Genomic DNA, 23870 nt, shown 5'->3' with positions numbered 1-23870 from the left:
CAATTGTAAGGCGCATGTACGGCGGGTCAGATCCGCCCGCGTTCGCATGTTCGGCTATCGAGCCAGATAAGTAGTTTTGCCGCCAGATCGGCCGTGGCCGGATGACGCAGGAGTGGCACAGCACATCCCAGGACCTGTACATTCTCCGGTTCGGGAAGCCGCGCGGTGGAAGCCCCCAGCCATACGAATGCCTTGAGCGCGACATGCGGAACCAGCTTGAGCCGCGCCAGCCCCAGGCCGCGCAATTCGAGCGCGCTGACAGCCCCGCTCGGTGCCGTTGCCAAAAGGGTCGATCCGTCGGCCATGAAGATCGTCAGATCGTCGGCGACAAGATCGGCACCCAAAGCAATCAGCTGCGCCGCCGTTCCTGATTTTCCAGCACCCGACGGCCCGCACAGAGCAAGCCCGGCACCTGCAAAAGCGATGGTCGTGGCGTGGGCCGAAACCCTGTCGCCTGACAATGGCGCGAAAGTCGGACCGGGCCGGTCCATCATTGGATCAGATCGGGAGGCCGACGACGAACCGCGCGCCCAGCGGATCAGACGTCAAATCCATATCCGTGGGGCGGATGTTCTCGGCCCAGATGACGCCGCCATGGGCTTCCACGATCTGTTTGGAGATCGCCAGCCCCAATCCTGAATGGTTCCCGAACTGCTTCTCCGGCCGTTCGGAATAGAAGCGGTTGAAGACCTTCGACAGCGCCGCTTCGGGGATGCCCGGACCGGTATCCTCGACCACGACGAGCACGCGGTTTTCGCGTCGGCGCAGCCAGACGCGAACGGCATCGCCGTCTTCGCAGAAGGACATCGCGTTGGTGATTAGGTTTACGAAAACCTGCGCCAGACGCGCCTCCAGCCCCATTATGACGATCGGTTCCTTCGGCAGATCGGTGATGAAGTCGATGTCCTGCGCCTCCGCCTCCTGGCCATGATATACACCAAGGTTGGAGATCATCTTGACGAGGTCGAACGGCTCTTCCTCCTCCTTGACCAACTCGCTGTCGAGGCGGGACGCATTGGAGATGTCACTGACGAGCCTGTCCAGACGCCGGACATCGTGTTCGATGACTTCCAGCAGACGCGTACGCTGATCGTCGGTCTTGGCCAGGCGCATGGTGCCCACGGCCGAACGTAGGCTGGCCAGAGGGTTCTTGATTTCATGCGCGACATCGGCCGCGAATTGCTCATTGCTGTCGATCCGGTCGTAGAGCGCCGCAACCATACCGCGCAGGGCCCCCGACAGGCGTCCGATCTCGTCCGGTCGGGCCGTAAGGTCCGGAATGCGGACGCGTTGCGGCGACATCTTGCGGGCGTGTTTATCCCGCCCAAGCTCGGCCGCGGCGGACAGATCCGAAAGCGGGTTCGCGATCGTCGACGCCAAGACCAAGCTCAGACCGATAGAGACCAGAAGGGCGATGACGAACATCTGCAGAAGCTGCTCACGCTCCACCCGGACCAGCGCATCGATCTCGCCGGCGCGGGTCGTCACGGCGATCATCCCGAAGGCCGCCGTGCCCGCGCTGACCGGCGTGATTACGGTAAAGAGTCTGCCGTCCACCCCGTCGTATCCGCGGATCGCCGTGCTGCCGGGCGAGCTTGCGAGAAGGTCTTGGGCCACATCCAAGGACCGGGGCGTGCTCTCCGCGTCGCGGCTGAAAATGCCCGACACGATTTCCCATATTCCGTTCAGTGCCGATGTGATGATGGTCGTCTTGCGCGTGGTCTCGTTCAGGCCAACGACTTCGGCGGCGGTGTCTGTCCCCGTGGCTTGCGCGATCAACGTACCGGCCGTGTCGAATACGTGAACATCAACGCCACGCGGCAAGTCGATGTCAGCCAAAAGCGCCTGGACATCGACACCGTCCCCGGCGCCCAACGAAACGGGTGCCCCCTGTGGCAGGGAGGCCTGAATTACGTCAGCGACCAATCGTGCCTCGGTTACGAGCCCCGCTTCGCGCTGCACGATGAGACTGTCACGCGACGGGTTGAGGAACAGAACTCCTGCGACCAACATCAGGATGGCGAGAAGGTTGAAGACGATGATCTTCCGCGCGAGGGGCGAACGGTCGAGGCTGAAGAGACCGCGCCGGGCGCGTGCATTGTTCAGCTCGTTTTCGCCCAGCCGCTCGGGCCGCTCCCAGTCCTCGCCCAGAACGACCTCGCTCTGGGAGCGGGCGCGTTCCTTGCGGCGGAAGAAGCTCCGTCTTTTCGGCGCGTCTTCCGGCATGTCCAGATCGGTCACGGACGCCATTCCCCCGTCCCCCGCCTATTCTTCGTTGTAGCGGTAGCCGATGCCGTACAACGTCTCGATCGCCGAAAACTCGGGGTCAGCAGAGCGCATCTTCTTGCGCAGACGCTTGATATGACTGTCGATCGTGCGATCATCGACATAAACCTGATCGTCGTAGGCAACATCCATGAGTTGATCGCGCGACTTTACGAAGCCGGGGCGCTGCGCCAAGGCCTGAAGCAGCAGAAACTCGGTCACGGTCAGGGTGACATCGCGGCCCTTCCACTTTACCGCGTGGCGCAGCGGGTCCATCGACAACTCCCCGCGTTGCATGACCTGCGTATCCTCGGGCGTCTCCGTCTCGTCGGAGGCGATCGCCTCCTGCCGGCGCAGGATCGCGCGGATCCGCTCCACCAGCAGACGCTGGGAAAACGGTTTGCGAACGTAATCGTCCGCACCCATCCGGAGGCCGAGAACCTCGTCGATCTCGTCGTCCTTGGAGGTCAGGAAGATCACCGGAACCGAAGATTTCTGGCGCAGACGCTGCAACAGATCCATGCCGTCCATCCGCGGCATCTTGATGTCGAAGACCCCCAGATCGGGCATCTGGCGGTTGAAGGCGTCAAGCGCGCTCTGACCGTCATTGTAGGTTTCAACCTCGAAGCCTTCTGCTTCTAGGGTCATGGAAACGGACGTCAGGATGTTCCTGTCGTCGTCGACGAGCGCGATACGCGACATGCCAATGTCCTCTGATTGCCTGTTATACTGCCGTGTTTTTTTCTACCGTCCTCGAAAAGGGGCACGAAGATCAACACAATTCGCTTCCAAACCGATTCGCATGGCAGACTGTGGCCCGTGTGCAATTAAAGCGGAGTTAATGGGCTGTTTCCCTTTCGCCACATGATTGCGCTACCGGGGCCTCTTGGTTGCGCTAACGTCCTCTGCCCTTGGCACCGACTGGATGTTACGATCAACAAGGACGATCCGCAGCCACATTTCGCTACAGATGTTTGAAAGCGACCGGATTTTCGGAATTAGGAGAGACATCATGACCCAGCGCGTGAACCCCGAGCAGACGCTCGAAGCACAAGGCATCCGCGGTCTGGGTCGCGTCTATTATAACCTGCTTGAACCGGCGATCATCCAGGAAGCGGTGGTTCGCAAGGAAGGCACCATCGGTCAGGGCGGCTCTTTTCTGGTAACGACGGGCAAATTCACGGGCCGGTCGCCCAAGGACAAACACGTCGTCCGGTCCGCCGCGACCGAGAACACGGTCTGGTGGGACAACAACGCGGCCATGGAACCGGCGGCGTATGACACGCTGCGCGCCGACATGCTGGAGCACATGAAGGGCCGCGACTACTTCGTGCAGGATCTCTTCGGCGGCTCCGACCCGGCGCACCGTCTTGACGTTCGCGTCGTCACAGAACTGGCTTGGCACTCGCTTTTCATTCGGCACATGCTGCGTCGTCCCGACGGGCAGGAGCTTGCGGAATTCGTCCCCGAATATACGGTCATCAACTGCCCTAGCTTCAAGGCCGACCCCGCGCGTCACGGGTGCCGCAGCGACGTGGTCATCGCGATGAACCTGGACGCCAAGGAGATCCTGATCGCGGGAACGGAATATGCGGGCGAGAACAAGAAATCCGTCTTCACCCTGCTCAATTATATCCTGCCCGAAAAAGGTGTGATGCCGATGCATTGTTCGGCCAACCACGCCATCGGCAAGCCAACGGACGCCGCCGTGTTCTTTGGTCTGTCTGGTACCGGCAAGACCACGCTGTCGGCCGCGCCCGACCGTATTCTAATCGGCGATGACGAACATGGGTGGTCCGACCGCGGCATCTTCAACTTCGAGGGGGGCTGCTACGCAAAGACGATCAACCTGTCGGCCGAGGCGGAGCCGGAAATCTTCGCCACGACGACGAAGTTCGCGACCGTGATCGAGAACATGGTCTTCGATCCGGACACGCTGGAGCTGGATTTCGAGGATGACAGCATCACTGCCAACATGCGTGCGGCCTATCCGCTGGACTATATCTCCAACGCGAGCGCGACGGCCCTTGGCGGCAACCCGAAGAATGTCGTCATGCTGACTTGCGATGCCTTCGGCGTTCTGCCGCCGATCGCGCGCCTGACGCCGGCGCAGGCGATGTATCACTTCCTGTCGGGCTTCACGTCCAAAGTTGCAGGAACCGAGCGCGGCGTGACCGAGCCGGAACCGACATTCTCGACCTGCTTCGGCGCGCCCTTCATGCCGCGCCGTCCGGAAATCTATGGCAAGCTGCTGCAAAGCAAAATCGCCAAACACGGCTCCGATTGCTGGCTGGTCAACACCGGCTGGACAGGCGGGGCATATGGCACCGGCAGCCGGATGCCGATCAAGGCGACCCGCGCTCTGCTCACGGCGGCTTTGAACGGCAGCCTGGCGACCGGAGACTTTCGCCGCGATGCGAATTTCGGGTTCGAGGTGCCGGTGTCGTGCCACGGGGTGGCCGACGTCCTTTTGGACCCGCGCCGCACATGGACGGACAAGGACGCCTATGACGCGCAGGCGCGGAAACTGGTGGACATGTTCTCCGCCAACTTCGACAAATACGTCGACCACATCGACGAGGACGTGAAGGCGTGCGCCATCGGCTGATCCAAGCCCTGACGATCCTGATCGCTGCTACCTGTGCAACCCCGTCGGTGGCGCAGGTCGAATTGCTCGCGGCGGGTGTCGTCTGCCCGGATGGCCGCTCCGGCCCGATGCGTGACGCACCGGATACGCTTGTGGGCGGCGTGCGCGAGATTCCAGGCCTGTCCATCGATGTGGAAACGCGGGCAATTCCCATGATCCCTTGTCTCGGCTTGGGGATCGAAACGCGGTGGGCCGGCGAAACCGCCCGGACCCTGCGCATGGCAACGCTGCACCCGCCGATGGGCACCGACGGGGTCACCCGACAGGTCTACAGCAAGGTGATGGAGCCCGGTGCCGTGTCGACCCGTGCCTATACGTTCGAATTCGCCTACGAGATGGTGCCCGGCGCATGGACATTGCAGGTGGAGGACGCGACAGGCATTCTGCTTTCGGTGGATTTCGTGGTGACCGACACGCCGAATGCCGCCGTAACGCAGGCCTGCGGCCTGTTCCTCAACAGCTGACGGATCGCAATGCGCCTCTTTTTCATTTTCCTGACGCTTCTGTTCGCCACACCCCTTGCCGCGCAGGTCCGGCTGGTCGATGCGGGCATCATTTGTCCGCGGCCGACGGACGGTGCCCTCGTCGACGCACCGGGCACCGAATCCGGGTTCATCCGACAGATCGAAGCCGGGCTGACGTTCGATCTGCCCGACCGCACCGTCCCGACGCTCGACCAGCTCGGCTTCGGATTTCGCACTGAACTGAAACCGGGTGCCTCCGAAACCGACGTCACGGTCGTCGTGACCCATCCGCCGATGGGCGACCGCGGTGTGGAGCGGGAGGAATGGCGCGACACCATCGTGCCGGGGACCACCAACATGAACCTTTTCACATTCGAGTTGGAGTACGAAAAGGTCCCAGGACCCTGGACGTTCTCCATCGAGATCGACGGAACCCCCGTCGTCACCGTCCCTTTCGAAGTCACGGAGACCGAAAATCAGGGCCGGGTCGAACGGGCCTGCTTCCAGTTTCTGTCCTAGCCCATCAGGCCCTTGCGGATCAGGTTGACCCCAGCCACGACCAGCACCACCAGCGTGACTTTCTTGAACAGCGCCTGATCCATGCGGTCCTGCAGGCGGAACCCCACAGCCATCCCGATCAAGGCCGCCGGCAACAACGCGGCCGAGAACCAGATCGTCTCGCCATTCAGGATGCCCGATCGCAAGTGCGCCAGAACCAGCACGATCGCCCCCGCGCCGTAGATTACGCCTTGCACCACCATCTGCCGCGCCTTTGGGGTATCGATCGCCAGCAGATAGAGGACGGTCGTCGGCCCCCACGTTCCCGCCAGCCCGCCCAGAAGACCCGAAATGAGCCCGATGCCCCATTCCGCCGCGACCCGGCGGTGCGCGGGAATGTGCAGGACCACACCGCTCAGTTGCAACAACGACAGACCGACGACTGGAACGCCAAGGATGAAATAGAAGACCTGGCTCGGAATCGCGGTGACCAGTTGCGCCGCGAGGAAGATCGCCACCATGACGATGACCAGATATCGCCAATGCAAAATCGCCGCGGCGCGCGCCGGTGCATATCCCTGGCGTGTCACCTGCCAGCCATTCGTGGCGAGGACGGACACCAAGATGCCGGCCAGCGCCAGCTTGGGGTCCAGAAAGCTCGACAAGCCGGAAATCATGATCAGCGGCAGCGCGAAGCCGACCGACCCTTTGACCACGCCCGCAAACAGCGCGATGGTGAGGGCCAAGCCCCAGGCGAAGGGTGTCAACATGTCCATCAGGCACCGATACGCGCCCGGTTCATAGCGCGCCAGCCCCAGCGAACCGCGACACGAAGGTCATTTTATTTACTTGCCGACCCCGGTCTGTGCAATTAAGTTTCGCTGCAACTGCACAGTCCCGATGACCGAATTCCCGACAGGAGGTTCCCGATGCCCCATGATGGCCAGACCATGACGCACGCGATCGACGCTCGCCTTCCGGACTTGCTGTCCCTGACATCCGAGGCTTGTGACGCTCTCGAAGCCCTTATCGCCAAGGCGAAAATCTCGGTTTCCGCCCATGTCGTCCGTGACGGCCAGATCGACGTGTCCCTGCTGGAGGCCGAGCAAACCGCGACTCACGGCTTCGCATGGCTCGCCACTTATGGTCAGGCCCTGCGGCAGATGCAGCATTGGGCCGAGCGTCTGCAAGCCGATGGGGCTTTCGGCGAGATGGAGGCGCTGCTTCATCAGATCGCTTTCGGGGAATACCTTTGGCAAGCTTATGGCGGCCTGCCGATGTCCCAAGGGGAGATCGTGCGCCCGCAGGACATGCATCTGACCCAGGACGATCAGCGCGCGATGATGGTGCCCGCCGTCATTACGCTTTGCAACCAAGGCAACACCCAGACCGCCCGCACCCGCCTGGCCGAACTGATGCGCGACGGGACCGCCAACGCGACCTTCGGCGCGACCGGACTGGATGATGAGCTGGAGATGATACGCGATCAGTTCCGTCGCTGGTCCAACGACCGCGTGGCTCCCGATGCGCATGAATGGCACCTCAAGGATGAACTCATCCCGATGGAGATCATCGAGGAGATGGCCGAGATGGGCGTCTTCGGCCTGACCATCCCCGAAGAATTCGGCGGCTTGGGCCTGCCCAAGGCCGCGATGTGCGTCGTATCGGAAGAATTGTCGCGCGGATATATCGGGGTCGGAAGTCTTGGCACGCGGTCCGAGATCGCGGCCGAATTGATCCTGTGCGGCGGCACGGAGGAGCAGAAGGCGAAGTGGCTTCCCCGCCTTGCATCGGGCGAAACGCTCCCCACGGCCGTCTTCACGGAGCCGAACACAGGCTCGGACCTTGGTGCCCTGCGTACCAAAGCGGTGAAGGGCGACGATGGAGCCTGGACCTTGAACGGTAACAAGACCTGGATCACCCATGCCGCGCGCACCCACGTGATGACCGTTCTGGCCCGGACGGTCCCAGACACGAATGACTATCGCGGCCTTTCGATGTTCTTGGCCGAGAAGACGCCCGGAACCGACGAGCAGCCATGGCAGGACCCCGGCATTTCCGGCGGTGAGATCGAAGTCCTCGGCTATCGCGGAATGAAGGAATACACGGTCAATTTCGACGACTTCGCCGTGAAAAGTGAAAATCTGCTGGGTGGTGTGGAAGGCCAGGGCTTCAAACAGCTCATGCAGACGTTCGAAAGCGCGCGGATCCAAACTGCGGCCCGTGCCATCGGCGTGGCCCAGGCCGCGCTGGATGCCGCCCTGTCCTACGCAGAAACGCGCAACCAGTTCGGCAAACCGCTGATCGCTTTCCCGCGCATCGCGAACAAGATCGCGATGATGGCCGTTGAAATCATGGTGACCCGGCAGCTGACGTATTTTTCGGCCGCCGAAAAGGACAACGACCGCCGGTGCGATATCGAGGCTGGCATGGCCAAGCTGTTGGGGGCGCGCACCGCGTGGGCCGCTGCCGACAACGGTTTACAGGTACACGGCGGCAACGGCTTCGCTCTCGAATATCCGATCAGCCGTCTGCTCTGCGACGCGCGTATCCTCAACATCTTCGAGGGTGCGGCCGAAATCCAGGCGCAGGTTATCGCCCGTCGTCTGCTTGGCTGATGATCTACGACTTCATCCATTCGGGAACCGTCAGCAGGATGCTTTAACGTGCCGTGTTCATATGACTGTGCGGGCCCTTTCCCTTAGTCCAGAGGCGCGCGACAAACCGCCATGCTTTGCGTTCTGCCCTTTGCCTTCGCCCTTGGCCTTTGTCCCGACGAAACGGTGTCGGGCTATGTGGAGCCGACGACCGTCTGGCATCTGACCGAGATTGACGGTGCCCCCTATACAGCGGATGCGACCATCACCTTTCCCAAGGAGGGATCCGTGAGGGGCACCGGCCCCTGCAACACGTTCACCGCGACGCAATCCGTTCCGGTGCCTTGGATCCGAATTCGAGATATCGCATCCACCAGCATGACCTGCCCCGATGGCGAAGCCGAGGCGGCGTATTTCGCGGCGCTGCAGGACATGGAACTTATCGAGGTGGCGCTCGACCTCCTGCTGCTGAGCACGCCTGACGGTCGGCAGATGGTTTTCGAGGCGGGGGACGGCTAGCGCGCGGCGTTCAAGGCCTGAACCAGCCTTGACCGCGCCGCCGGCAGGGGACGCGCGCCCAAGGCCGGTGCCAGCTTCTGCTCCAGAAAGTGACCCGTCACCGCCAGCGCGGCGCAGGCCCCGTCGATCGTCGGCATGCCACCCAGCAACATGTCCGGCAACGGCAACAGCTTCGAGGCCCACTCCCCCGCGGCCGACCGGCTTACCGCGCGGCCCGTCCGCGGACTGACATAGGCCAGATCGTTCGCGCCGCCCGACACGGCGCAGGCGGACAGGTCCAATCCGAAACCGCTCACGTCCAAGAGGGCCACTTCCCAACCGACGTACTCGGTCAGCCAGCCTCTCCCGTCTGAAATCGCGTCGCAAAGCGCTTCGGTCCGAACCTGAAAATCGTCCATGTCCTCGCGTTCCGGCAAGACGAAGGAGGCCAACGCGCAGCAAGACGATAGCGCCGCAAGCCGCAGCGGATCGGCAAGAATGCCCGCCGCGCGAGAGCATTTCAGCTCAACCGTGTACGTGCCCAAATGATCCTCAAGTCGCGCCCGCCAGACGGCGTCAAGCTGATTGCCCGGTTGCAGCATCGGAGCCTTCTTGCGCGACACTCCGCCGTGAATGACCCCCAGATGCCGACCATGGGCCCGGGTCAGAAGCTCCAGGATCACCGAAGTTTCGCCGTGTGGGCGGGCGGACAGGACGATCCCCTCGTCCCGCCACTCCATCAACCCAGACCCTCTTCGTCCAGAAGATGACGCCCCTGACGATCCTCGACCTCCAGCACCCAGAGATCCGGGTCGAACCCAGCCTGACGCCGGATCGCGGCATCGCACTCCGGCTCGTCGCCTTGCATCAACACCACCCAGACCCGGTCGCCGGACGTCAGATCGAAACTGCGTTGATAGACAATCGCCTGACCATCGAGTGTATTGAGTTTTACAAGGACCGCGCCGCCGGTGTCGTCTCCGTGGCGCACGACGAAACAGGGGATGCCCTGTATCTCCAGCCGCTTGCGGTAGGCGGCGACCCAGAAGGAAGCCGTCAGGCGCATCAGGCGTTTCCATCCTTGAAATCCAGACCCATCGCATCGAAGCGTTCGGAATCTTCCTGCCAGTTTGGCCGCACCTTCACTTGCAGGAAAAGGTGGACGCGGTGGCCAAGAAACTCTTCCATCTCGGCCCGTGCCGCCTGACCGACGGCTTTGGTCGTCTCGCCCTTCTTGCCCAGCACGATCCCCTTGTGACCGTCCCGCACGACATAGATGATCTGATCGATACGCGCTGATCCGTCCGGACGATCCTCCCAGTTTTCGGTCTCCACGGTCAGCTGGTAAGGCAGTTCCTGGTGCAGCCGAAGCGTCAGCTTCTCGCGCGTGATCTCCGCCGCGATGGTGCGCAGCGGCAGATCCGCGATCTGATCCTCGGGGTAGAGCCACGGCCCCGCCGGCACCCGCGCCGCCAGATCCTTGCGCAGATCCTCGACGCCATGGCCCTTTTCGGCGGAAATCATGAATGTGCCGTCGAAGTCGTAGCGGTCGTTCATCTTCTGCGACAGGGCCAGCAGGTTTTCGGCCTGCACCCTGTCGATCTTGTTGATCGCCAGAAGGACCGGTTGGCCCGCCGCGCGCTTTTCATCCAGCGCCGCAAGGATGGCTTCGACACCTGCGGTCAGGCCCTGTGTCGCCTCGATCAGCAGGACCACCACGTCCGCATCCGCCGCCCCGGTCCAGGCGGCGGCGACCATCGCGCGGTCCAGCCGCCGCTTGGGTTGGAAAAGACCGGGCGTATCAACGAAAATCAGCTGGCTGGCGTCCGCCATCGCCACACCGCGCACACGCGCACGGGTCGTCTGAACCTTATGGGTCACGATCGACACCTTGGCCCCGACCATCCGGTTCAGCAGGGTCGACTTTCCGGCGTTCGGCTCTCCGATAAGGGCGACGAACCCGGCGCGGGTTTCTGCTTCAGCCATCGTTCAACCCTTTCAGCAGAGCCTGCGCTGCCGCCTGTTCCGCGTTGCGTTTGGACGAGGCTTCACCTTCGGCCGAGCGTCCATCTTCAAGACGCGCAACGATCCGGAAGACCGGGGCGTGATCGGGCCCCGAACGCTCCACCACTTCATAATTCGGCGGGCTCATCTTTCGGCCCTGCGCCCATTCCTGCAAGGTCGTCTTCGCGTCCCGCGCATCGTCTTCGACATCGTGAATACGGTCACCCCAGAGACGCAAAACAAGATCGCGTGCCGGCCCCAGTCCGCCATCGACATAGACGGCGGCGATCAATGCCTCGATCCCGTCGCCCAGCAGGGCCAGCTTGCGCCGCCCGCCGGTCACCTGTTCGGATTTACCCAGTTTCAGCACGCTGCCCAGATCGACGGACCGCGCGACATCGGCGCAGGTTTCCTTGCGCACCATGGCATTGAAGCGCGGGGCCAGTTGGCCCTCGGCGGCGGTGCGATCATCGGACATCAACTCCTCGGCCATCACCAGACCCAGAACCCGGTCGCCCAGGAATTCCAGCCGCTGGTTGTCGGGCCGGGTCTCGGTGGCGATGGACGAATGCGTCATCGCGCGCACAAGAAGATCGGGCCGGGAAAAAGTATAGCCGATCCGTGCCTGAAACGCTTCGAGCTCACGCGAAATCTTCAAACGATCTCCTCGAAGAAGCGGTCCATCCGCCAAGTCCAGAAGAACAGCATGCGGCTGCCTGCGGAAGAGAAGATCACGCGATCGGCGCGTCCGATCAGGTTTTCGTAAGGCACGAAGCCGACCCCCTCGACCGACCGCGGCACCCGACTGTCGCGGGAATTGTCGCGGTTGTCGCCCATGAAGAAATACTGTCCCTCGGGCACGGTATAGACCGGCGTCTGATCCGTGCTGCTGCGGCCGATGTTCAGGATCGAATGGCCCTGCTCGTTGCCTGGAAAGTACTCGACGGACCGTTCCTTGATGCAATCGCCACCCGTGCCGACCGGATCGTTCGCACACCGCGGTGTCAGGCGCTGCGGCCCTTGCGGGGCCTTCGTCTCGACAAAGGGCGCGTCGGGTTCGGTGCGCAAAGGCGTCCCGTTGAGCCACAGTTGACCGTCGCGCATCTGGACGGTGTCGCCGGGCACGCCGACCAGGCGCTTGATGAAATCGGTGCCGTTGACGGGGTGCCGGAACACGATCACGTCCCCGCGCTCCGGCTCCGACCCGAACAGCCGACCCGAGAATGGGCAGGCCGAGAACGGGCATGAGTGGCGGGAGTAGCCATAGGCCATCTTGTTGACGAACAGGAAGTCGCCGATCAGCAGCGTATCCTTCATGCTGCCCGACGGAATCCAGAACGGCTGGAAGAACAGCGTGCGGAAGACGCCCGCGATCACGAGCGCCCAGAAAACGGTCTTCACCGTCTCGAACAGGCCTTCCTTTTTTTCCGCTTTCGCCATGGGTCGTTTCCCTTGTACTTTGGGTTCCAGTGCCCCCTGCCCCGGTTCAAGTCAACCGGATCACGGCGGCTCAGGCGATGGGACGCGCTTCGATCACGACGAAGGCCTGTGCCCAGGGATGATCGTCGGTCAGGCTGACATGAATGACCGTTTCGTGGCCGGCCGGGGTCATCGTTTCCAACCGCTCCGCCGCCCATCCCGTGACGACCATGATGGGCTGTCCGGTGCGCAGGTTCGTCACCGCCATATCCTTCCACGCAATCCCCATGCGCAGGCCAGTGCCCAGCGCCTTGGAGCAGGCCTCTTTGGCAGCCCAGCGTTTGGCATAGGTGCTCGCCTCTCCGCCGTCCACCTTGGCACGGTGGATGGCCTTGCGCTGCTCCGTCGGGGTAAAGACACGGTCGCGGAACCGGTCGCCGAAGCGATCGAGCACGCCTTGCACCCGGTCGATATTCGCAAGGTCGGTGCCGATCCCCAGGATCACCGTGCCAGTCCCTGTCGGATCAGGCCGACACCGGCCACTGCGAACATTCCGGCCGCAATCCCGTCGATCCAGCGCGCACTGCGGGCATAGCCGCGCCGGACCGGACCGCGCGACAGCAGGAGCGACCAACAAAGATAGTTGGCAAGCCCGATCAGCGCGCAAAGGCCAGTCGCCAAAGCCACGAATCCGCCACCCGTTTCAGGCCCAAGGCCCATGGCAAGTGCGGCCATCCAGGCAAGGACCGCCTTTGGGTTCGACAGATTCAGAAGCAGTCCGGTCCGAAACGGCTTGGCCAAGGCGGACACGCGCGCCGCACCGACCGCCGGTGACCACGCCGTGCGCGCCGCCTTCCAGCCCAGCCAAAGAAGATAGGCACCGCCGAACACACGCAATACCGTCAAAGCCGCTTCCGAACCGGCCAGCAACGTTCCCAATCCAAGGGCCGCGATACCGCCCCAGATCGCCAATCCGGAGGCAAGGCCGACGGCCATGCGCAACGACGGTCTGGGTCCATGCGCCATCGCCACCAGCCCCACGGCCAAATTCGCTGGTCCCGGAGCGAACGTCACCAACGCGAACGCGGCCAGAATCTCGATCATTTTCGGCGCCACGTCCGGATTGGATGCAGGTACGATGCTGTGCCTGCGTCCATCACGTCGTCCGCCGCGCCAGATCCATCAGCCGCCGCATCTCTCCCATGGCATCGTGCAATCCCCGAAACACCGCCTCTCCGATGATGAAGTGTCCGATGTTTAACTCCACCACCTGCGGGATCGCGGCAAGCGGAGCGACGCTGTCATAGGTAATGCCGTGGCCCGCGTGAACCTCCAACCCCAAGTCGTGCGCTTGCGCGGCACCGGCGATCAAGCGTTCGAGTTCGACGGCCGCATCCTCGGTCCGCCCTTCGGCGACCGCATCGCAATAGCTGCCGGTGTGCAGCTCGACCACCGCGGCCCCCACCCGCGCCGATGCCTCGATCTGTCCTTCATCGGCCGCGATGAACAGCGACACGCGCGCGCCCGCATCACGGAACGGCGCGATATAGGACGTCAGACGGTTGGCATCGCCCGCCACCTCCAGACCGCCTTCGGTGGTCCGCTCCTCCCGCCGTTCAGGCACCAGACAGACGGCATGGGGGTTGGTGGCCAGCGCGATACGCGCCATCTCGTCGGTGGCGGCCATCTCGAAGTTGAGGGGGATGTCGATCGCCGCCGCGATGGCCGCCATGTCCTGATCCCTGATGTGACGTCGGTCCTCTCGCAGGTGGGCGGTGATACCGTCGGCCCCCGCTTCCTGCGCCATCACTGCCGCACGCACGGGGTCGGGATTGTCACCGCCGCGTGCGTTGCGGATGGTGGCAACGTGGTCGATGTTCACGCCCAGACGAAGTCTATCCATGGGTTTCGCTCTTTGCTTTCTTTTCCGCTGCCCGAAGGGCCGCCTTGCGCCGGATCTCTTCCAGCTTCTTCTTGATGCGCCCGCGCCGCCGCTTCTGATACGCCTCGATCAGCGGCAGGCAAATGGTATAGGCCGCGATGCCAGTGAAGATGCCGGGAACGACCCCGCCGACGGCCCAGGGCCAGAAGACATCGTTCCAGAACACCGATGTCGCGGTCCAATCGACGGGGTTGCCCCGCAGGGCGTTCCAAGCGTTGAACAGCAGATCCTCGCCGGCCCCGAAGAACTTGGCGAAGATGTTCTCGTCCACCTCGCCGCGCACTTCGGTGCCCAGCATGAAGTGCCCGAGGTTCAGCGAGACGACGGCAATCGGCACATAGGTCAGCGGATTGCCGAAGAACGTCCCCAACAATGCGGCCATGACATTGCCGCGCACGGCCACGGCCAGACCGGCGGCCACGAAGAAATGCAAACCGTAGAGCGGCGTGAACGTCGTAAAAACGCCGACCATGATGCCCCGGCTGATCTTGCGCGGCGTATCGGGCAGCCGGCGCAGACGATGCTTGACGTAGACGGCGGCACGCCCCCAGCCGCCCTTGGGCCAGAGCGCTTGCCACACGGCCTGCCAGATCGGCAATCGGTCGCGGCGTTTGAACACCAAGAGCCTCTCCTCAGGCGGGGGTTTCGGTTGGGCTTGCGGCAAGGCCGGAGGCGGGCAACGGCGTTCGATGGGTCAGACGTGCCCGATGACGGCGCACCTGAGCAACATCGCTGTCGGTGTCGGCCGCCATGAGCAAGCTGTGAAGATGTTCACGGTCGCGGACGTCCACGTCAATGAGAAGGCGGAAGAAATCCGGCTTTCGGTCGATAAACCGCAGGTCGGAGATATTCGCGTTCTGCTCCGCGATCAGCAGGGCGATCCGGCCCAGGACGCCCGGCGCGTTGCTGATCGTCATATCCAGCGTCACCGCGTTGCGGGGTGCGTGGTGTCCGGGCGACCATTGCAGATCGACCCAGCGATCGGTTTGATCCTCGAATTCGGCCATCCGCGGACAGTCGATCGCATGGATCGTCACGCCATGGCCCTTGTTGGTGATGCCCACGATCCGCTCCCCGGGGACCGGCTGGCAACAAGGGGCGCGTTCGTAGTGGGCGTTTGGGTCAAGGCCGACGATGGCTTTGCCGGCCGCGACATCGGGGGCCGGCGGTGCCTTCGCCAGTTCGGGATAAAGCTCGGCGACGACCTGCCGCGCGCTGATCTGACTGGCCCCGATGGCTGCAAGCAGATCCTCGTCCCCGTCATAGCCCAAGGCGACCGCCGCCGTTTCCAGCGCCTTGTCGGTCGCCTTCTTGCCGACCTGCGTGAAGGCGGCCCGTGCCAATTCGCGCCCCAAGCGCACGTGACCGCTCCGCCGCTCGGCCTTGAGCGCGCGGCGGATCGACGCCTTCGCGCGCCCCGTGGTGGCAATGTCGATCCAGGTGGCCTGCGGAGACTGCGCTTCAGCGGTGACGATGTCCACCGATTGCCCGTTGCGCAGCCGCGTCCAGAGCGGCACGCGCATCCCGTCGACCTTCGCCGCCACCGTCCTGTGGCCGATGCGGGTGTGGATCGCATAGGCGAAATCGATCGGTGTCGCCCCCTTCGGCAGCTTGATCACGTCGCCCTTGGGCGTGAAGCAGAACACCTGATCGGTGTACATCTCCAGCTTCACGGCCTCCAGAAATTCCGCGTTGTCGCTCGCGTCATCGAACCGTTCGTTTACCGACCGCAGCCATTCCGCCGGATCCACCGCAAAGCGATTTTCGGCTCGTACCCCGTCGCGGTACGACCAATGCGCGGCCACACCCCGCTCCGCAACCTCGTGCATTTCGCGGGTGCGGATCTGCACTTCCACCTTCTTGCCATCACGCCCCGACACGGTCGTATGAATCGATCGGTATCCGTTCGATTTTGGCTGACTGATGTAATCCTTGAATCGCCCCGGCACCGACTTCCACCGCTGATGGATGACGCCCAGCGCGCGGTAACAATCTTCCTCGCCCCCGACGATGATGCGAAAACCATAAATGTCGGACAGACGGGAGAACCCGATCTCTTTCTCCTCCATCTTGCGCCAAATGCTGAACGGTCGCTTGGCGCGACCCATCACGGTCGCAGGAATACCGGCGCGGGCCAGCTCGCTCTCGATGTCGTCGGTGATCCGTCGGATCACGTCGCCCGTTTCCCGCTGCAAGGTCACGAAGCGCCGCAGAATCGAATGGCGCGCCTCGGGGTTGAGGACTGCGAAACACAGATCCTCCAACTCCTCCCGCATCCACTGCATCCCCATGCGACCCGCAAGCGGCGCATAGATCTCCATCGTCTCGTGAGCTTTCTGCGCCTGCTTCTCGACCTTCATGTGACGGATCGTGCGCATGTTGTGCAGTCGGTCGGTCAGCTTCACCAAAATGACCCGCAGGTCTTTGGACATCGCCATGAAGAGCTTGCGGAAATTTTCCGCCTGCTTGGTCTCGCTCGACGTCATTTCCAGATTGGTCAGCTTGGTAACGCCATCGACCATCTCGGCGATCTCGGTTCCGAACTTGGCTTCGACAGCAGCAAAGGTCGACCGCGTGTCCTCGATCGTATCGTGCAACAGAGCCGTTACGATCGTGGCATCATCCAACCGCTGTTCGGTCAGCAGGCCGGCGACTTCGACAGGATGGCTAAAATACGGCTCGCCGGATCGGCGGGTCTGCCCCTCGTGCATCTCGGCACCATAGGCATAGGCGCGGCGGAGCAGGTCGACGTCCGTCCGGGGGTTGTAGGCGCGCACCAGCGCGATCAGGTCCTCGACCTCGATCATGTGAGCGCGCGCCTTTCTTGGATCAGGGCTGGCCCTGCGCCTCCATCAGCGCACGCAGCAATTTCTCTTCGGACATGTCGTCTTGCGCCGGGGCATCTTTCTCGACGCCCATCAGCAAGGCCATCGAATCTTCTTCCGGCTCGTCCACTTCGATCTGGGTCTGGTTCGACTCGATCAAGCGCTCGCGCAGATCGTCGGCACCTTGGGTCTCGTCCGCAATCTCACGCAGGGCGACGACAGGGTTCTTATCGTTGTCGCGGTCGACCGTCGCAGCACTTCCGGTGGCGATCTCGCGGGCGCGGTGCGCGGCCAGCATCACCAGTTCGAACCGGTTGGGAACCTTATCGACGCAATCTTCGACTGTAACGCGGGCCATGGGCGTACCTCTGTCAGGGGGCTGAAGGCGCTATCTATGCCCCGCATTTTCTGTTGACAACCCCGCCGATGGTCCCGACCGGCCTTATTTCACGACGTTCCCGCGCCGACAGGCCGGCGACCATCGACCGAACGGTGCGTCCGGTCGCCGGATGCCGCCAGGCGGGGGCCACATCCATCAGGGGAATCAGGACGAAGGCACGCTCCGTCAGCCGCGGATGTGGCAGGATCAACCTGTCCGGCGCATCGAAAAGTTGCGCCGCGTAAGGTTTTTCCTTCCAGCGACGCCACGTCATCATATCCGGCATCACACGTGCCCCAACCGCCAGCAGATCGATGTCCAGACTGCGCGGTTCCCATCGCCTGTCCCGGACCCGTCCGTGCCGCGCCTCGATGCGGTGCAGACAGTCCAACAACCGCTCGGGGGGGAGGTTCGTGCTTAAAATGATTGCACAATTTGAAAAGTCGGGCCCGGAGCCGGTCGGCCAGGCCGGCGTGCGAAACAGCCGCGATGCAGCGACGACGCGGCCGGGCATCTGTCCGATCGCCTGCGCGACATGCCGCGCGTTTGCGCTCAAACCCGTCGAGGAATTGGCTCCGAACGCGACAAGGCATAGGGTCAAGATAAATACCACCATATTGCGTCCACCGACGTTCATTATATGTTGCATGAAATGGATGAAAGCGCCGCTGGCTTTCTCACTTTCGCTTCCTTGCCAACGGCCTGAATCCAATAAAGGATTTATAATGTTTTACCGAGACGAGCGTCTGGCGCTCTTCATCGACGGCTCCAATCTGTATGCCGCCGCCAAGGCACTTTCATTCGATATCGACTACAAGCTGCTGCGAACGGAGTTTGTGCGCCGCGGCAAATTGCTGCGGGCCTTCTACTACACAGCCCTTCTTGAAAACGACGAGTACTCGCCGATCCGTCCGCTGGTCGACTGGTTGCAGTACAATGGCTTCACGATGGTGACCAAACCGGCCAAGGAATTCACCGACAGCCAGGGCCGTCGGAAGATCAAGGGCAACATGGACATCGAATTGGCCGTGGACGCCTTGGAAACTGCTGACCATGTGGATCACATCGTTCTGTTTTCCGGCGACGGCGATTTCCGCCCTCTTGTGGCCGCCCTTCAACGCAAGGGCGTGCGCGTCTCGGTGTGTTCCACCATCCGCAGCCAGCCGCCGATGATCGCCGACGACCTGCGCCGTCAGGCCGATAATTTCATCGAACTGGACGAATTGCGCGACGTGATCGGCCGCCCCGCGCGCCAGACGCGCGCGACGGAGGACGAGGCCGTCACCACGACAGCCGCCGCCGAATGATCAGGCGCGCGGGGGCCGCGGCCTGAACGCGGGCAGCGCCCAGCCGAAGCGGATCGCCCCCGCCCGCAGCACGAAGGTGACCGCGACGCAGGCGGCCAGTGGCCCAAGGCCCTGCACCCCGGCTTCGCGCGTCAACACCGCCGCGCCGCCCCCGGCCAACGCCGCGGTCACATAAAGTTCCCCGGATGTCAGGACCAGCGGGACATCTCCGACGATGACATCCCGCAACAGCCCCCCCATGCAGCCCGTCGCGACCCCCATCACGACCTGTACCCAGATCGGTTGCGCCAGTCCGTGTGCGACGCCGACCCCCGCCGCCACAGCGATGGAAAGCGCCACGGCATCAAGCCAGATGATCCAGGCCATCCGCGATGCAACAAGATGATGCGTAAAGAAGACAACCATCGCCGCGGATCCGGCCACGGCCAGCGGCGTCGGATCGGCAATCCAGAATACCGGGTCGCGCCCCAGCAGCAGGTCGCGCACCGTACCGCCGCCCACGGCCGTCAGGCAGGCAATGAAAACGAAACCCACGGGGTCGAGCTGCGCTCGCGCCGCAACAAGGGCACCGGTGATCGCGAACACCAGGACTGACGCCAGGTCGAGTGCCAGCGTCAGGGTCATGCCGCCGCCCGCACAATCTCGATCGCCCGCTGAAACCGCGGCGCAAACCCCGAAAGGTCGTCCCGCGACGTCAGCCAGAAAAACGCGAAGGTATGGCCACCGTTGTCTTTCGTGTGATGCGTCCAACGCTCGGGAAGCGAATTCGTGGTCACGTCGAAGAAATGCCACCGTTCGCCTGGCTGAACATCGCATCGCGTGGCAATCGGCCAAGCCGCTGCGCCAGCAATCCCCGCTTCCTCCGACAGCTCGCGCAGGGCCGCCGCTTCTGCGTCCTCTCCTGGCTCGATCCCGCCCTTTACGATCTGGTGTCCGGCCAGCGGGTGTCGAAACGCAAGGATGTCGCGCCCCCGCCGCACCACCGGACAGGCGACGGCCCGGATCATCCGCGCTTTCCCGGCTTGAACGGGGCCATGCCCGCACGCGCCAATTCGTCGGCCTTTTCGTTTTCGGGATGTCCTGCGTGTCCCTTGACCCACTTCCAGTCCACCGTGTGCCGGGCCTGCGCCTCGTCCAGACGCCGCCAAAGGTCTTCGTTTTTTACCGGCTTGCGGGTCGAAGTCTTCCATCCGTTGCGTTTCCAGCCGTGCATCCAAGCCGTGATCCCGCCCTTCACATAGGCGGAATCGGTGACGACCGTCAGCGACGATGGCCGCTCCAACGCCTCCAACGCGGAAATCGCCGCCATCAGCTCCATACGGTTGTTCGTCGTTTCAGCCTCGCCGCCCTGAAGCTCGCGCTGCTTGATGACTTTGCCGTCTCGCGTCGCGATCAGCAGCGCGCCCCAGCCGCCGGGACCGGGGTTTCCGGAACACGCGCCGTCGGTATAGGCAGTCAGGTCAGTCATGGGATTTCCGGCTCAGATGGATGATATAATCGTCGTCTCTCCCGCTCAGGCCAGCCCCCCGTCCATGCCGCAGGCCGACGCGCGACAGCCCGGCCCGGACGGTAATCCGATCCAGATCCTTCGCTTCGACATAGGCATAGCGACGGTCCAGATCGTCCCGCGCCGTGCCGGTCCCACGTTTCATTCCCAGGTGAAGCACACCTCCGGGAACGAGCGCGAAAGCGGCCCGCGCGATCAAACCCGGCAACGCGGCCGCCTCGGCGTGAAGAAGAGAGAAATTGGCCCAGATGCCGCGCATTCGGGATGTTTCGGGCAACGCCTCGAAGCTTTCGCAGCGCGCGGTGACCCCCTTCTTGGCCGCAAGGTCCACCATGGCGGGGGTAGCGTCCGTCGCCTCCACCCACAGGCCCGCCGCAGCAAAGGCCGCAGCATCATGTCCGGGGCCGCAGCCCCAATCCAGGATCGGTCCGTCCCCGGCCGGCAGCGCTGCGACGAAGGCCCTGCGATCGGTAATCGTGTCCTGTGCCATCGCGTCGTATTCCAACGCCCGCGCCGCATAGACCGCCACCGTCCGCGCGTCGCTCAAAACGCGATCGGCCAAAGGCAGACGACGACTCCGACCGTCAAAATCAGGCGCAGTTTCATCCACCACGCCGGGGCCAGCCCCTGTTGCCAGAACAGCCAGTCCAAACCCAGAAGCCCGATGAACCCCGCGATCAGCGCAACCGCCGCCGACGCAGGCCCGCCCCCGGTCATGAAGAACGCCCAAAGGGCCGGCAGCACCGACAGGGCATAGCCCGTGGCCGCGACCTGACCGTCGGCCTTGGTGGCAAACCCCCAGAGGACCCCGGACATGAATGACAGGATGACCGAACCGTAGAACAGGCCCACATACGGCCCGATGAACCGGGGGCCGGCCCAGTCGACGGTCCGCGCGGCCAGCGGGTCGGAATACATCGTGACAACGCCCCAGACGAAGGGCAGCAGACCCGATAGGCCAAGCAATAGAGCGGAGGTTGGGATACGGGCGATCAACATGCGCCCTCAGATGCCATGGGTGCGCGCGCCGCGAAACCGCAAAAACGTCGCGCCGCTTATGCCCGCTCCAACGCCAGTCGACCGGCCAGCGTTGCAAAGACGGCCGCGAACGACCGGTTCAGCCAGGCCTTCGCCCGCGCGCTGGCCAGCAGACGATCGCGGAATGCCCCCGCAAAAAGACCGTAGACCGTGAAAACGGCGAAGGTCAGCGCCATGAACACCCCGCCCAGACTCGTCATTTCCAGCGTTGCCCGGCTCGCATCCCCCGACAGGAAAGGCGGCAGAAGGGCGAGGAAAAAGATGGACAGCTTCGGATTGAGAACATTGATCAACGTGCCGCGCCACGCGATGCGCATCAGCCCCTCGCCCCGCGCTTCGGCCGGTTTCACGGCCAACGCGCCGGTTTGGCGCAAAGCACCCCAAGCCATCCACAAAAGATAGGCGACGCCCGCGAATTTCACCACGTTGAACAGCAGCGCCGAGGCGTGTAGGACGGCCGCCAGACCCAGCGCCGCCGCCAAAAGCGCGGGCACGATGCCCAGCGTGCAACCCGCGGCGGCGGCCAGCGCGGCGCGTCGCCCCCGGCCAAGGCCCATTGCAAGCGTGTACACCACACCGGTTCCCGGGGCGATGACGACGACGAAGGCCGTCAGAAGGAACTGGAGCGTTATCATGCTCCGACCCTGCCGCAACGGACCGGGGCGGGCAAGCCGTCAGGTCGTTCGGCCACCCCCAGGCACGCGGCCATCGCAGCCTTCGCAACTTCCATCCGCTGACATCCACGCCCGCGCGATGCGCCGCGGCTTTCGGTTTGACGCATTGCATCTATACCGATCCGGGTCCCTCGCGATTACCGGCGCAATTGTCATCCTCGGGTGGTGGGCCTTTTCGCGCACACTTGCATGGAGCGCCTTCGAGCCGGCCCTTTCGGGATCCTGTCCCGACCCGCGCCGCATCCGCCTCCCTGCGATCTTGCTGCTCTTGGCCTTCCTTCTCGCCATCGGAACGGGGCCACCACGACCGGCGATCTCGGCAAGTTTCTTCTGGCTGGCGGCCGGTGGCGTCCTTTGCCCCCTCATCATCCCGCCGGTTCCCTCGCCAGCCGGTCCGGGTCTGATCGCCAATCTCGCTCGTACACTCTGGACCTCCAAGATTTCAGGGGTCCTGCAGGGGTCGATGGTTGGCGCGATCGTCCCGCTCGCGTCCCTGATCGGCTCACCGTTCGACAGACCGATCCAGCCCCTGCTCGTGCTCGCGATCCTGGTATCCTGCTTCAAGGCCAGCGCCGTCTGGAATCGTCTTGCCCAGGAAGGCCCACGCACCGAAGCAGGTCATTTTCTGCGGCGCAGCGCGCTCGCCATTTTCGTCTCGGTGACGTTGTTCCTGCTCATCGGCCAGCAAATTGGTGACGATCCTGGCTACTTTGGAGACTGGCCCATCCTAATCGAGGTCGTGCTGGGCCATGTCATCGGCCGGCTCGCTCACGCGTTTACCCCGGCAGGCGCAGGACCCGCGGCACCTTGAATTCGACGTTCTCCTCGGCGGTGACGACCGGGTTCACCGATACGTCATAGCGGTCGCGGAAGGCATCGATCACCTCTTCGATCAGCACTTCCGGCGCGCTGGCTCCCGCGGTGATGCCGACGCTGCGGATTCCGTCAAGACTGCGCCAATCGATGTCGTCCGCCCGCTGCACCAATTGCGCATAGGAACAGCCCGCGCGCGCGCCGACCTCCACCAGGCGTTTCGAATTCGATGAATTGGGCGCGCCGACCACCAGGATCGCGTCGCAGTCGGGGGCCATGGCCTTGACCGCCTCCTGCCGGTTCGTGGTGGCGTAGCAGATGTCTTCCTTGTGCGGCCCGACGATCGCGGGGAACCGGGCCATCAGTGCCGCGACCACCTCCGCCGTGTCGTCCACCGACAGGGTCGTCTGCGTCACGAAAGCCAGGCGATCGGTATCGCGCGGCTGCAGGTCGGCGACGTCTTCGGGCACTTCGACCAGCAGGACCTCTCCTTCGGGCAGCTGACCCATCGTGCCCACCGTTTCAGGGTGGCCGGCATGTCCGATCATCACGATCTGCAGCCCCGCGTCGTGGTGGCGCGCCGCTTCGATGTGGACTTTCGATACCAATGGGCAGGTCGCGTCGACATACAGCATTTCGCGCGCCTCGGCGGCCTGGGGCACCGATTTGGGCACGCCATGCGCGCTGAAGATCACGGGCCGGTCCTGCGGACATTCCTCCAGCTCTTCGACGAACACGGCCCCTTTTTCACGCAAGGCATCGACCACGAACTTGTTGTGCACGATCTCGTGGCGGACATAGACGGGCGCGCCCCACTTCTCGATCGCCATCTCGACAATCTTGATCGCGCGGTCCACGCCGGCGCAGAAGCCGCGCGGTGCCGCCAGGTGCAGGGTCAGGGGAGCTTTGGTCATCGCATATACCTCCGCCCCCGAGGTAGTGGCGCGGTCGCGGCCCGTCCAGCCCTCATGCCGTAAGGACCGGTCCGCCGCA

The 23870-nt window shown here is 63.5% G+C and carries 30 protein-coding genes; 7 read left to right on the top strand and 23 right to left on the bottom strand.

The annotated features are described in order from the left end of the window. Window positions 1-26: 26 nt before the first annotated feature. The 3 genes from JDO7802_RS10360 to JDO7802_RS10350 are packed head-to-tail and all read right to left on the bottom strand — an operon-like array spanning window position 27 to window position 2967. Entirely contained in the window at window positions 27-491 is a 465-nt protein-coding gene (locus JDO7802_RS10360; protein ID WP_187298125.1) for an HPr kinase/phosphorylase, read from the bottom strand. 7 nt (window positions 492-498) lie between these two features. Next, window positions 499-2226, bottom strand: a complete 1728-nt coding sequence (locus JDO7802_RS10355) for a sensor histidine kinase (protein WP_055087203.1) — start codon at window positions 2224-2226, stop codon at window positions 499-501. A gap of 39 nt (window positions 2227-2265) precedes the next feature. Further along, window positions 2266-2967: a response regulator transcription factor gene (locus tag JDO7802_RS10350; protein ID WP_055085288.1), complete on the bottom strand. Its 702-nt coding sequence runs from the start codon at window positions 2965-2967 to the stop codon at window positions 2266-2268. 310 nt (window positions 2968-3277) lie between these two features. Here JDO7802_RS10350 and JDO7802_RS10345 point away from each other — a divergent pair, with 310 nt between their 5' ends. The 3 genes from JDO7802_RS10345 to JDO7802_RS10335 are packed head-to-tail and all read left to right on the top strand — an operon-like array spanning window position 3278 to window position 5895. Further along, entirely contained in the window at window positions 3278-4873 is a 1596-nt protein-coding gene (locus JDO7802_RS10345; RefSeq protein WP_055085286.1) for a phosphoenolpyruvate carboxykinase, read from the top strand. Next, on the top strand, window positions 4858-5376 hold the full coding sequence (locus tag JDO7802_RS10340; RefSeq protein ID WP_055085284.1) for a DUF3859 domain-containing protein: 519 nt from the start codon (window positions 4858-4860) through the stop codon (window positions 5374-5376). The genes JDO7802_RS10345 and JDO7802_RS10340 overlap by 16 nt, the downstream gene beginning before the upstream one ends. 9 nt (window positions 5377-5385) lie before the next feature. Beyond that, on the top strand, window positions 5386-5895 hold the full coding sequence (locus tag JDO7802_RS10335) for a DUF3859 domain-containing protein (RefSeq protein ID WP_055085282.1): 510 nt from the start codon (window positions 5386-5388) through the stop codon (window positions 5893-5895). On the opposite strand, the gene JDO7802_RS10330 is transcribed toward JDO7802_RS10335, so the two are convergent. Then, window positions 5892-6650 carry a sulfite exporter TauE/SafE family protein gene (locus tag JDO7802_RS10330; protein ID WP_055085280.1) on the bottom strand — a complete coding sequence of 253 codons (759 nt, stop codon included), beginning with the start codon at window positions 6648-6650 and terminating at the stop codon, window positions 5892-5894. The two genes, JDO7802_RS10335 and JDO7802_RS10330, sit on opposite strands and share 4 nt — an antisense overlap. A gap of 153 nt (window positions 6651-6803) precedes the next feature. Here JDO7802_RS10330 and JDO7802_RS10325 point away from each other — a divergent pair, with 153 nt between their 5' ends. Beyond that, a complete protein-coding gene (locus JDO7802_RS10325) occupies window positions 6804-8492 on the top strand; it encodes an acyl-CoA dehydrogenase family protein (RefSeq protein ID WP_055085277.1) in 1689 nt (562 codons plus the stop codon). A 111-nt stretch (window positions 8493-8603) separates the two neighbouring features. Continuing rightward, window positions 8604-8990 carry an META domain-containing protein gene (locus JDO7802_RS10320; RefSeq protein ID WP_055085275.1) on the top strand — a complete coding sequence of 129 codons (387 nt, stop codon included), beginning with the start codon at window positions 8604-8606 and terminating at the stop codon, window positions 8988-8990. Here the strand turns inward: JDO7802_RS10320 and recO are convergent. The 12 genes from recO to folK all read right to left on the bottom strand — a co-directional run bounded on the left by recO (window position 8987) and on the right by folK (window position 18154). Continuing rightward, entirely contained in the window at window positions 8987-9709 is a 723-nt protein-coding gene (recO, locus tag JDO7802_RS10315) for a DNA repair protein RecO (protein ID WP_055085273.1), read from the bottom strand. The two genes, JDO7802_RS10320 and recO, sit on opposite strands and share 4 nt — an antisense overlap. Then, window positions 9709-10038, bottom strand: a complete 330-nt coding sequence (locus tag JDO7802_RS10310; protein ID WP_055087202.1) for a DUF1491 family protein — start codon at window positions 10036-10038, stop codon at window positions 9709-9711. The genes recO and JDO7802_RS10310 overlap by 1 nt, the downstream gene beginning before the upstream one ends. After that, a complete protein-coding gene (era, locus tag JDO7802_RS10305) occupies window positions 10035-10955 on the bottom strand; it encodes a GTPase Era (RefSeq protein ID WP_055085271.1) in 921 nt (306 codons plus the stop codon). The genes JDO7802_RS10310 and era overlap by 4 nt, the downstream gene beginning before the upstream one ends. Continuing rightward, window positions 10948-11631: a ribonuclease III gene (gene rnc, locus JDO7802_RS10300; RefSeq protein ID WP_055085269.1), complete on the bottom strand. Its 684-nt coding sequence runs from the start codon at window positions 11629-11631 to the stop codon at window positions 10948-10950. The genes era and rnc overlap by 8 nt, the downstream gene beginning before the upstream one ends. Beyond that, entirely contained in the window at window positions 11628-12413 is a 786-nt protein-coding gene (gene lepB, locus JDO7802_RS10295; protein WP_055085267.1) for a signal peptidase I, read from the bottom strand. The genes rnc and lepB overlap by 4 nt, the downstream gene beginning before the upstream one ends. A gap of 70 nt (window positions 12414-12483) precedes the next feature. Then, window positions 12484-12897, bottom strand: coding sequence for a holo-ACP synthase (acpS, locus tag JDO7802_RS10290; RefSeq protein WP_055085265.1), 414 nt, complete (start codon window positions 12895-12897; stop codon window positions 12484-12486). Beyond that, on the bottom strand, window positions 12894-13496 hold the full coding sequence (locus JDO7802_RS10285; protein ID WP_055085263.1) for a LysE family translocator: 603 nt from the start codon (window positions 13494-13496) through the stop codon (window positions 12894-12896). Before JDO7802_RS10285 ends, acpS begins: the two co-directional genes overlap by 4 nt. Before the next feature lie 52 nt (window positions 13497-13548). Continuing rightward, the gene (locus JDO7802_RS10280; protein ID WP_055085261.1) at window positions 13549-14295 is read right to left on the bottom strand and encodes a pyridoxine 5'-phosphate synthase; all 747 of its coding nucleotides are present in this window, start codon (window positions 14293-14295) and stop codon (window positions 13549-13551) included. Further along, window positions 14288-14953, bottom strand: a complete 666-nt coding sequence (locus JDO7802_RS10275; protein ID WP_306455358.1) for a DUF2062 domain-containing protein — start codon at window positions 14951-14953, stop codon at window positions 14288-14290. The genes JDO7802_RS10280 and JDO7802_RS10275 overlap by 8 nt, the downstream gene beginning before the upstream one ends. A gap of 13 nt (window positions 14954-14966) precedes the next feature. Continuing rightward, complete coding sequence (locus tag JDO7802_RS10270; protein WP_055085258.1) at window positions 14967-17141, bottom strand: RelA/SpoT family protein; 2175 nt, start codon at window positions 17139-17141, stop codon at window positions 14967-14969. A 22-nt stretch (window positions 17142-17163) separates the two neighbouring features. Continuing rightward, complete coding sequence (gene rpoZ / locus JDO7802_RS10265) at window positions 17164-17517, bottom strand: DNA-directed RNA polymerase subunit omega (protein ID WP_055085256.1); 354 nt, start codon at window positions 17515-17517, stop codon at window positions 17164-17166. Between the two features lie 34 nt (window positions 17518-17551). Then, on the bottom strand, window positions 17552-18154 hold the full coding sequence (gene folK, locus JDO7802_RS10260; RefSeq protein WP_055085254.1) for a 2-amino-4-hydroxy-6-hydroxymethyldihydropteridine diphosphokinase: 603 nt from the start codon (window positions 18152-18154) through the stop codon (window positions 17552-17554). A 109-nt stretch (window positions 18155-18263) separates the two neighbouring features. On the opposite strand from folK, the gene JDO7802_RS10255 reads away from it, so the two are divergent. Beyond that, window positions 18264-18845 carry a LabA-like NYN domain-containing protein gene (locus tag JDO7802_RS10255; protein WP_055085252.1) on the top strand — a complete coding sequence of 194 codons (582 nt, stop codon included), beginning with the start codon at window positions 18264-18266 and terminating at the stop codon, window positions 18843-18845. Here JDO7802_RS10255 and JDO7802_RS10250 read toward each other — a convergent pair whose 3' ends face one another. The 6 genes from JDO7802_RS10250 to JDO7802_RS10225 all read right to left on the bottom strand — a co-directional run bounded on the left by JDO7802_RS10250 (window position 18846) and on the right by JDO7802_RS10225 (window position 22025). Beyond that, window positions 18846-19469 carry a trimeric intracellular cation channel family protein gene (locus JDO7802_RS10250; RefSeq protein ID WP_055085250.1) on the bottom strand — a complete coding sequence of 208 codons (624 nt, stop codon included), beginning with the start codon at window positions 19467-19469 and terminating at the stop codon, window positions 18846-18848. Then, entirely contained in the window at window positions 19466-19852 is a 387-nt protein-coding gene (locus tag JDO7802_RS10245) for an NUDIX domain-containing protein (RefSeq protein ID WP_055085248.1), read from the bottom strand. Before JDO7802_RS10245 ends, JDO7802_RS10250 begins: the two co-directional genes overlap by 4 nt. Continuing rightward, entirely contained in the window at window positions 19849-20313 is a 465-nt protein-coding gene (gene rnhA / locus JDO7802_RS10240) for a ribonuclease HI (protein ID WP_055085246.1), read from the bottom strand. Before rnhA ends, JDO7802_RS10245 begins: the two co-directional genes overlap by 4 nt. Beyond that, window positions 20306-20899: a methyltransferase domain-containing protein gene (locus JDO7802_RS10235; protein ID WP_222836402.1), complete on the bottom strand. Its 594-nt coding sequence runs from the start codon at window positions 20897-20899 to the stop codon at window positions 20306-20308. Before JDO7802_RS10235 ends, rnhA begins: the two co-directional genes overlap by 8 nt. Then, complete coding sequence (locus JDO7802_RS10230) at window positions 20896-21345, bottom strand: DUF3429 domain-containing protein (RefSeq protein ID WP_055087201.1); 450 nt, start codon at window positions 21343-21345, stop codon at window positions 20896-20898. The genes JDO7802_RS10235 and JDO7802_RS10230 overlap by 4 nt, the downstream gene beginning before the upstream one ends. A gap of 62 nt (window positions 21346-21407) precedes the next feature. Continuing rightward, complete coding sequence (locus tag JDO7802_RS10225) at window positions 21408-22025, bottom strand: LysE family translocator (RefSeq protein ID WP_055085242.1); 618 nt, start codon at window positions 22023-22025, stop codon at window positions 21408-21410. Window positions 22026-22143: 118 nt separating this feature from the next. On the opposite strand from JDO7802_RS10225, the gene JDO7802_RS10220 reads away from it, so the two are divergent. Next, window positions 22144-22875, top strand: a complete 732-nt coding sequence (locus JDO7802_RS10220; RefSeq protein WP_055085241.1) for a hypothetical protein — start codon at window positions 22144-22146, stop codon at window positions 22873-22875. Here JDO7802_RS10220 and ispH read toward each other — a convergent pair. Then, window positions 22841-23791 (bottom strand): 4-hydroxy-3-methylbut-2-enyl diphosphate reductase, encoded by a 951-nt coding sequence (gene ispH / locus JDO7802_RS10215; protein ID WP_055085239.1) that lies wholly within the window; start codon window positions 23789-23791, stop codon window positions 22841-22843. The genes JDO7802_RS10220 and ispH overlap by 35 nt on opposite strands. Window positions 23792-23870: the final 79 nt, after the last annotated feature.

It is taken from the genome of Jannaschia donghaensis, assembly GCF_001403795.1.
Classification (GTDB): Bacteria; Pseudomonadota; Alphaproteobacteria; order Rhodobacterales; family Rhodobacteraceae; genus Jannaschia; species Jannaschia donghaensis.
The sequence above is the reverse complement of the archived record's forward strand: the minus strand, read 5'-3'. Positions and strand labels throughout refer to the sequence as shown.

Excerpts from the sequence above, each read along its gene's own strand:
- era (WP_055085271.1), bottom strand. The coding sequence starts at position 10,955 with ATGGCTGAAGCAGAAACCCGCGCCGGGTTCGTCGCCCTTATCGGAGAG.
- lepB (WP_055085267.1), bottom strand. The coding sequence starts at position 12,413 with ATGGCGAAAGCGGAAAAAAAGGAAGGCCTGTTCGAGACGGTGAAGACC.
- JDO7802_RS10325 (WP_055085277.1), top strand. The coding sequence starts at position 6,804 with ATGCCCCATGATGGCCAGACCATGACGCACGCGATCGACGCTCGCCTT.
- JDO7802_RS10335 (WP_055085282.1), top strand. The coding sequence starts at position 5,386 with ATGCGCCTCTTTTTCATTTTCCTGACGCTTCTGTTCGCCACACCCCTT.
- JDO7802_RS10280 (WP_055085261.1), bottom strand. The coding sequence starts at position 14,295 with ATGGATAGACTTCGTCTGGGCGTGAACATCGACCACGTTGCCACCATC.
- JDO7802_RS10255 (WP_055085252.1), top strand. The coding sequence starts at position 18,264 with ATGTTTTACCGAGACGAGCGTCTGGCGCTCTTCATCGACGGCTCCAAT.
- JDO7802_RS10330 (WP_055085280.1), bottom strand. The coding sequence starts at position 6,650 with ATGGACATGTTGACACCCTTCGCCTGGGGCTTGGCCCTCACCATCGCG.
- JDO7802_RS10345 (WP_055085286.1), top strand. The coding sequence starts at position 3,278 with ATGACCCAGCGCGTGAACCCCGAGCAGACGCTCGAAGCACAAGGCATC.
- rnhA (WP_055085246.1), bottom strand. The coding sequence starts at position 20,313 with ATGACTGACCTGACTGCCTATACCGACGGCGCGTGTTCCGGAAACCCC.
- JDO7802_RS10355 (WP_055087203.1), bottom strand. The coding sequence starts at position 2,226 with ATGCCGGAAGACGCGCCGAAAAGACGGAGCTTCTTCCGCCGCAAGGAA.
- JDO7802_RS10250 (WP_055085250.1), bottom strand. The coding sequence starts at position 19,469 with ATGACCCTGACGCTGGCACTCGACCTGGCGTCAGTCCTGGTGTTCGCG.
- JDO7802_RS10245 (WP_055085248.1), bottom strand. The coding sequence starts at position 19,852 with ATGATCCGGGCCGTCGCCTGTCCGGTGGTGCGGCGGGGGCGCGACATC.
- JDO7802_RS10360 (WP_187298125.1), bottom strand. The coding sequence starts at position 491 with ATGGACCGGCCCGGTCCGACTTTCGCGCCATTGTCAGGCGACAGGGTT.
- ispH (WP_055085239.1), bottom strand. The coding sequence starts at position 23,791 with ATGACCAAAGCTCCCCTGACCCTGCACCTGGCGGCACCGCGCGGCTTC.
- JDO7802_RS10225 (WP_055085242.1), bottom strand. The coding sequence starts at position 22,025 with ATGATAACGCTCCAGTTCCTTCTGACGGCCTTCGTCGTCGTCATCGCC.
- JDO7802_RS10320 (WP_055085275.1), top strand. The coding sequence starts at position 8,604 with ATGCTTTGCGTTCTGCCCTTTGCCTTCGCCCTTGGCCTTTGTCCCGAC.
- recO (WP_055085273.1), bottom strand. The coding sequence starts at position 9,709 with ATGGAGTGGCGGGACGAGGGGATCGTCCTGTCCGCCCGCCCACACGGC.
- JDO7802_RS10350 (WP_055085288.1), bottom strand. The coding sequence starts at position 2,967 with ATGTCGCGTATCGCGCTCGTCGACGACGACAGGAACATCCTGACGTCC.
- JDO7802_RS10270 (WP_055085258.1), bottom strand. The coding sequence starts at position 17,141 with ATGATCGAGGTCGAGGACCTGATCGCGCTGGTGCGCGCCTACAACCCC.
- rpoZ (WP_055085256.1), bottom strand. The coding sequence starts at position 17,517 with ATGGCCCGCGTTACAGTCGAAGATTGCGTCGATAAGGTTCCCAACCGG.
- JDO7802_RS10285 (WP_055085263.1), bottom strand. The coding sequence starts at position 13,496 with ATGATCGAGATTCTGGCCGCGTTCGCGTTGGTGACGTTCGCTCCGGGA.
- JDO7802_RS10220 (WP_055085241.1), top strand. The coding sequence starts at position 22,144 with ATGCGCCGCGGCTTTCGGTTTGACGCATTGCATCTATACCGATCCGGG.
- folK (WP_055085254.1), bottom strand. The coding sequence starts at position 18,154 with ATGGTGGTATTTATCTTGACCCTATGCCTTGTCGCGTTCGGAGCCAAT.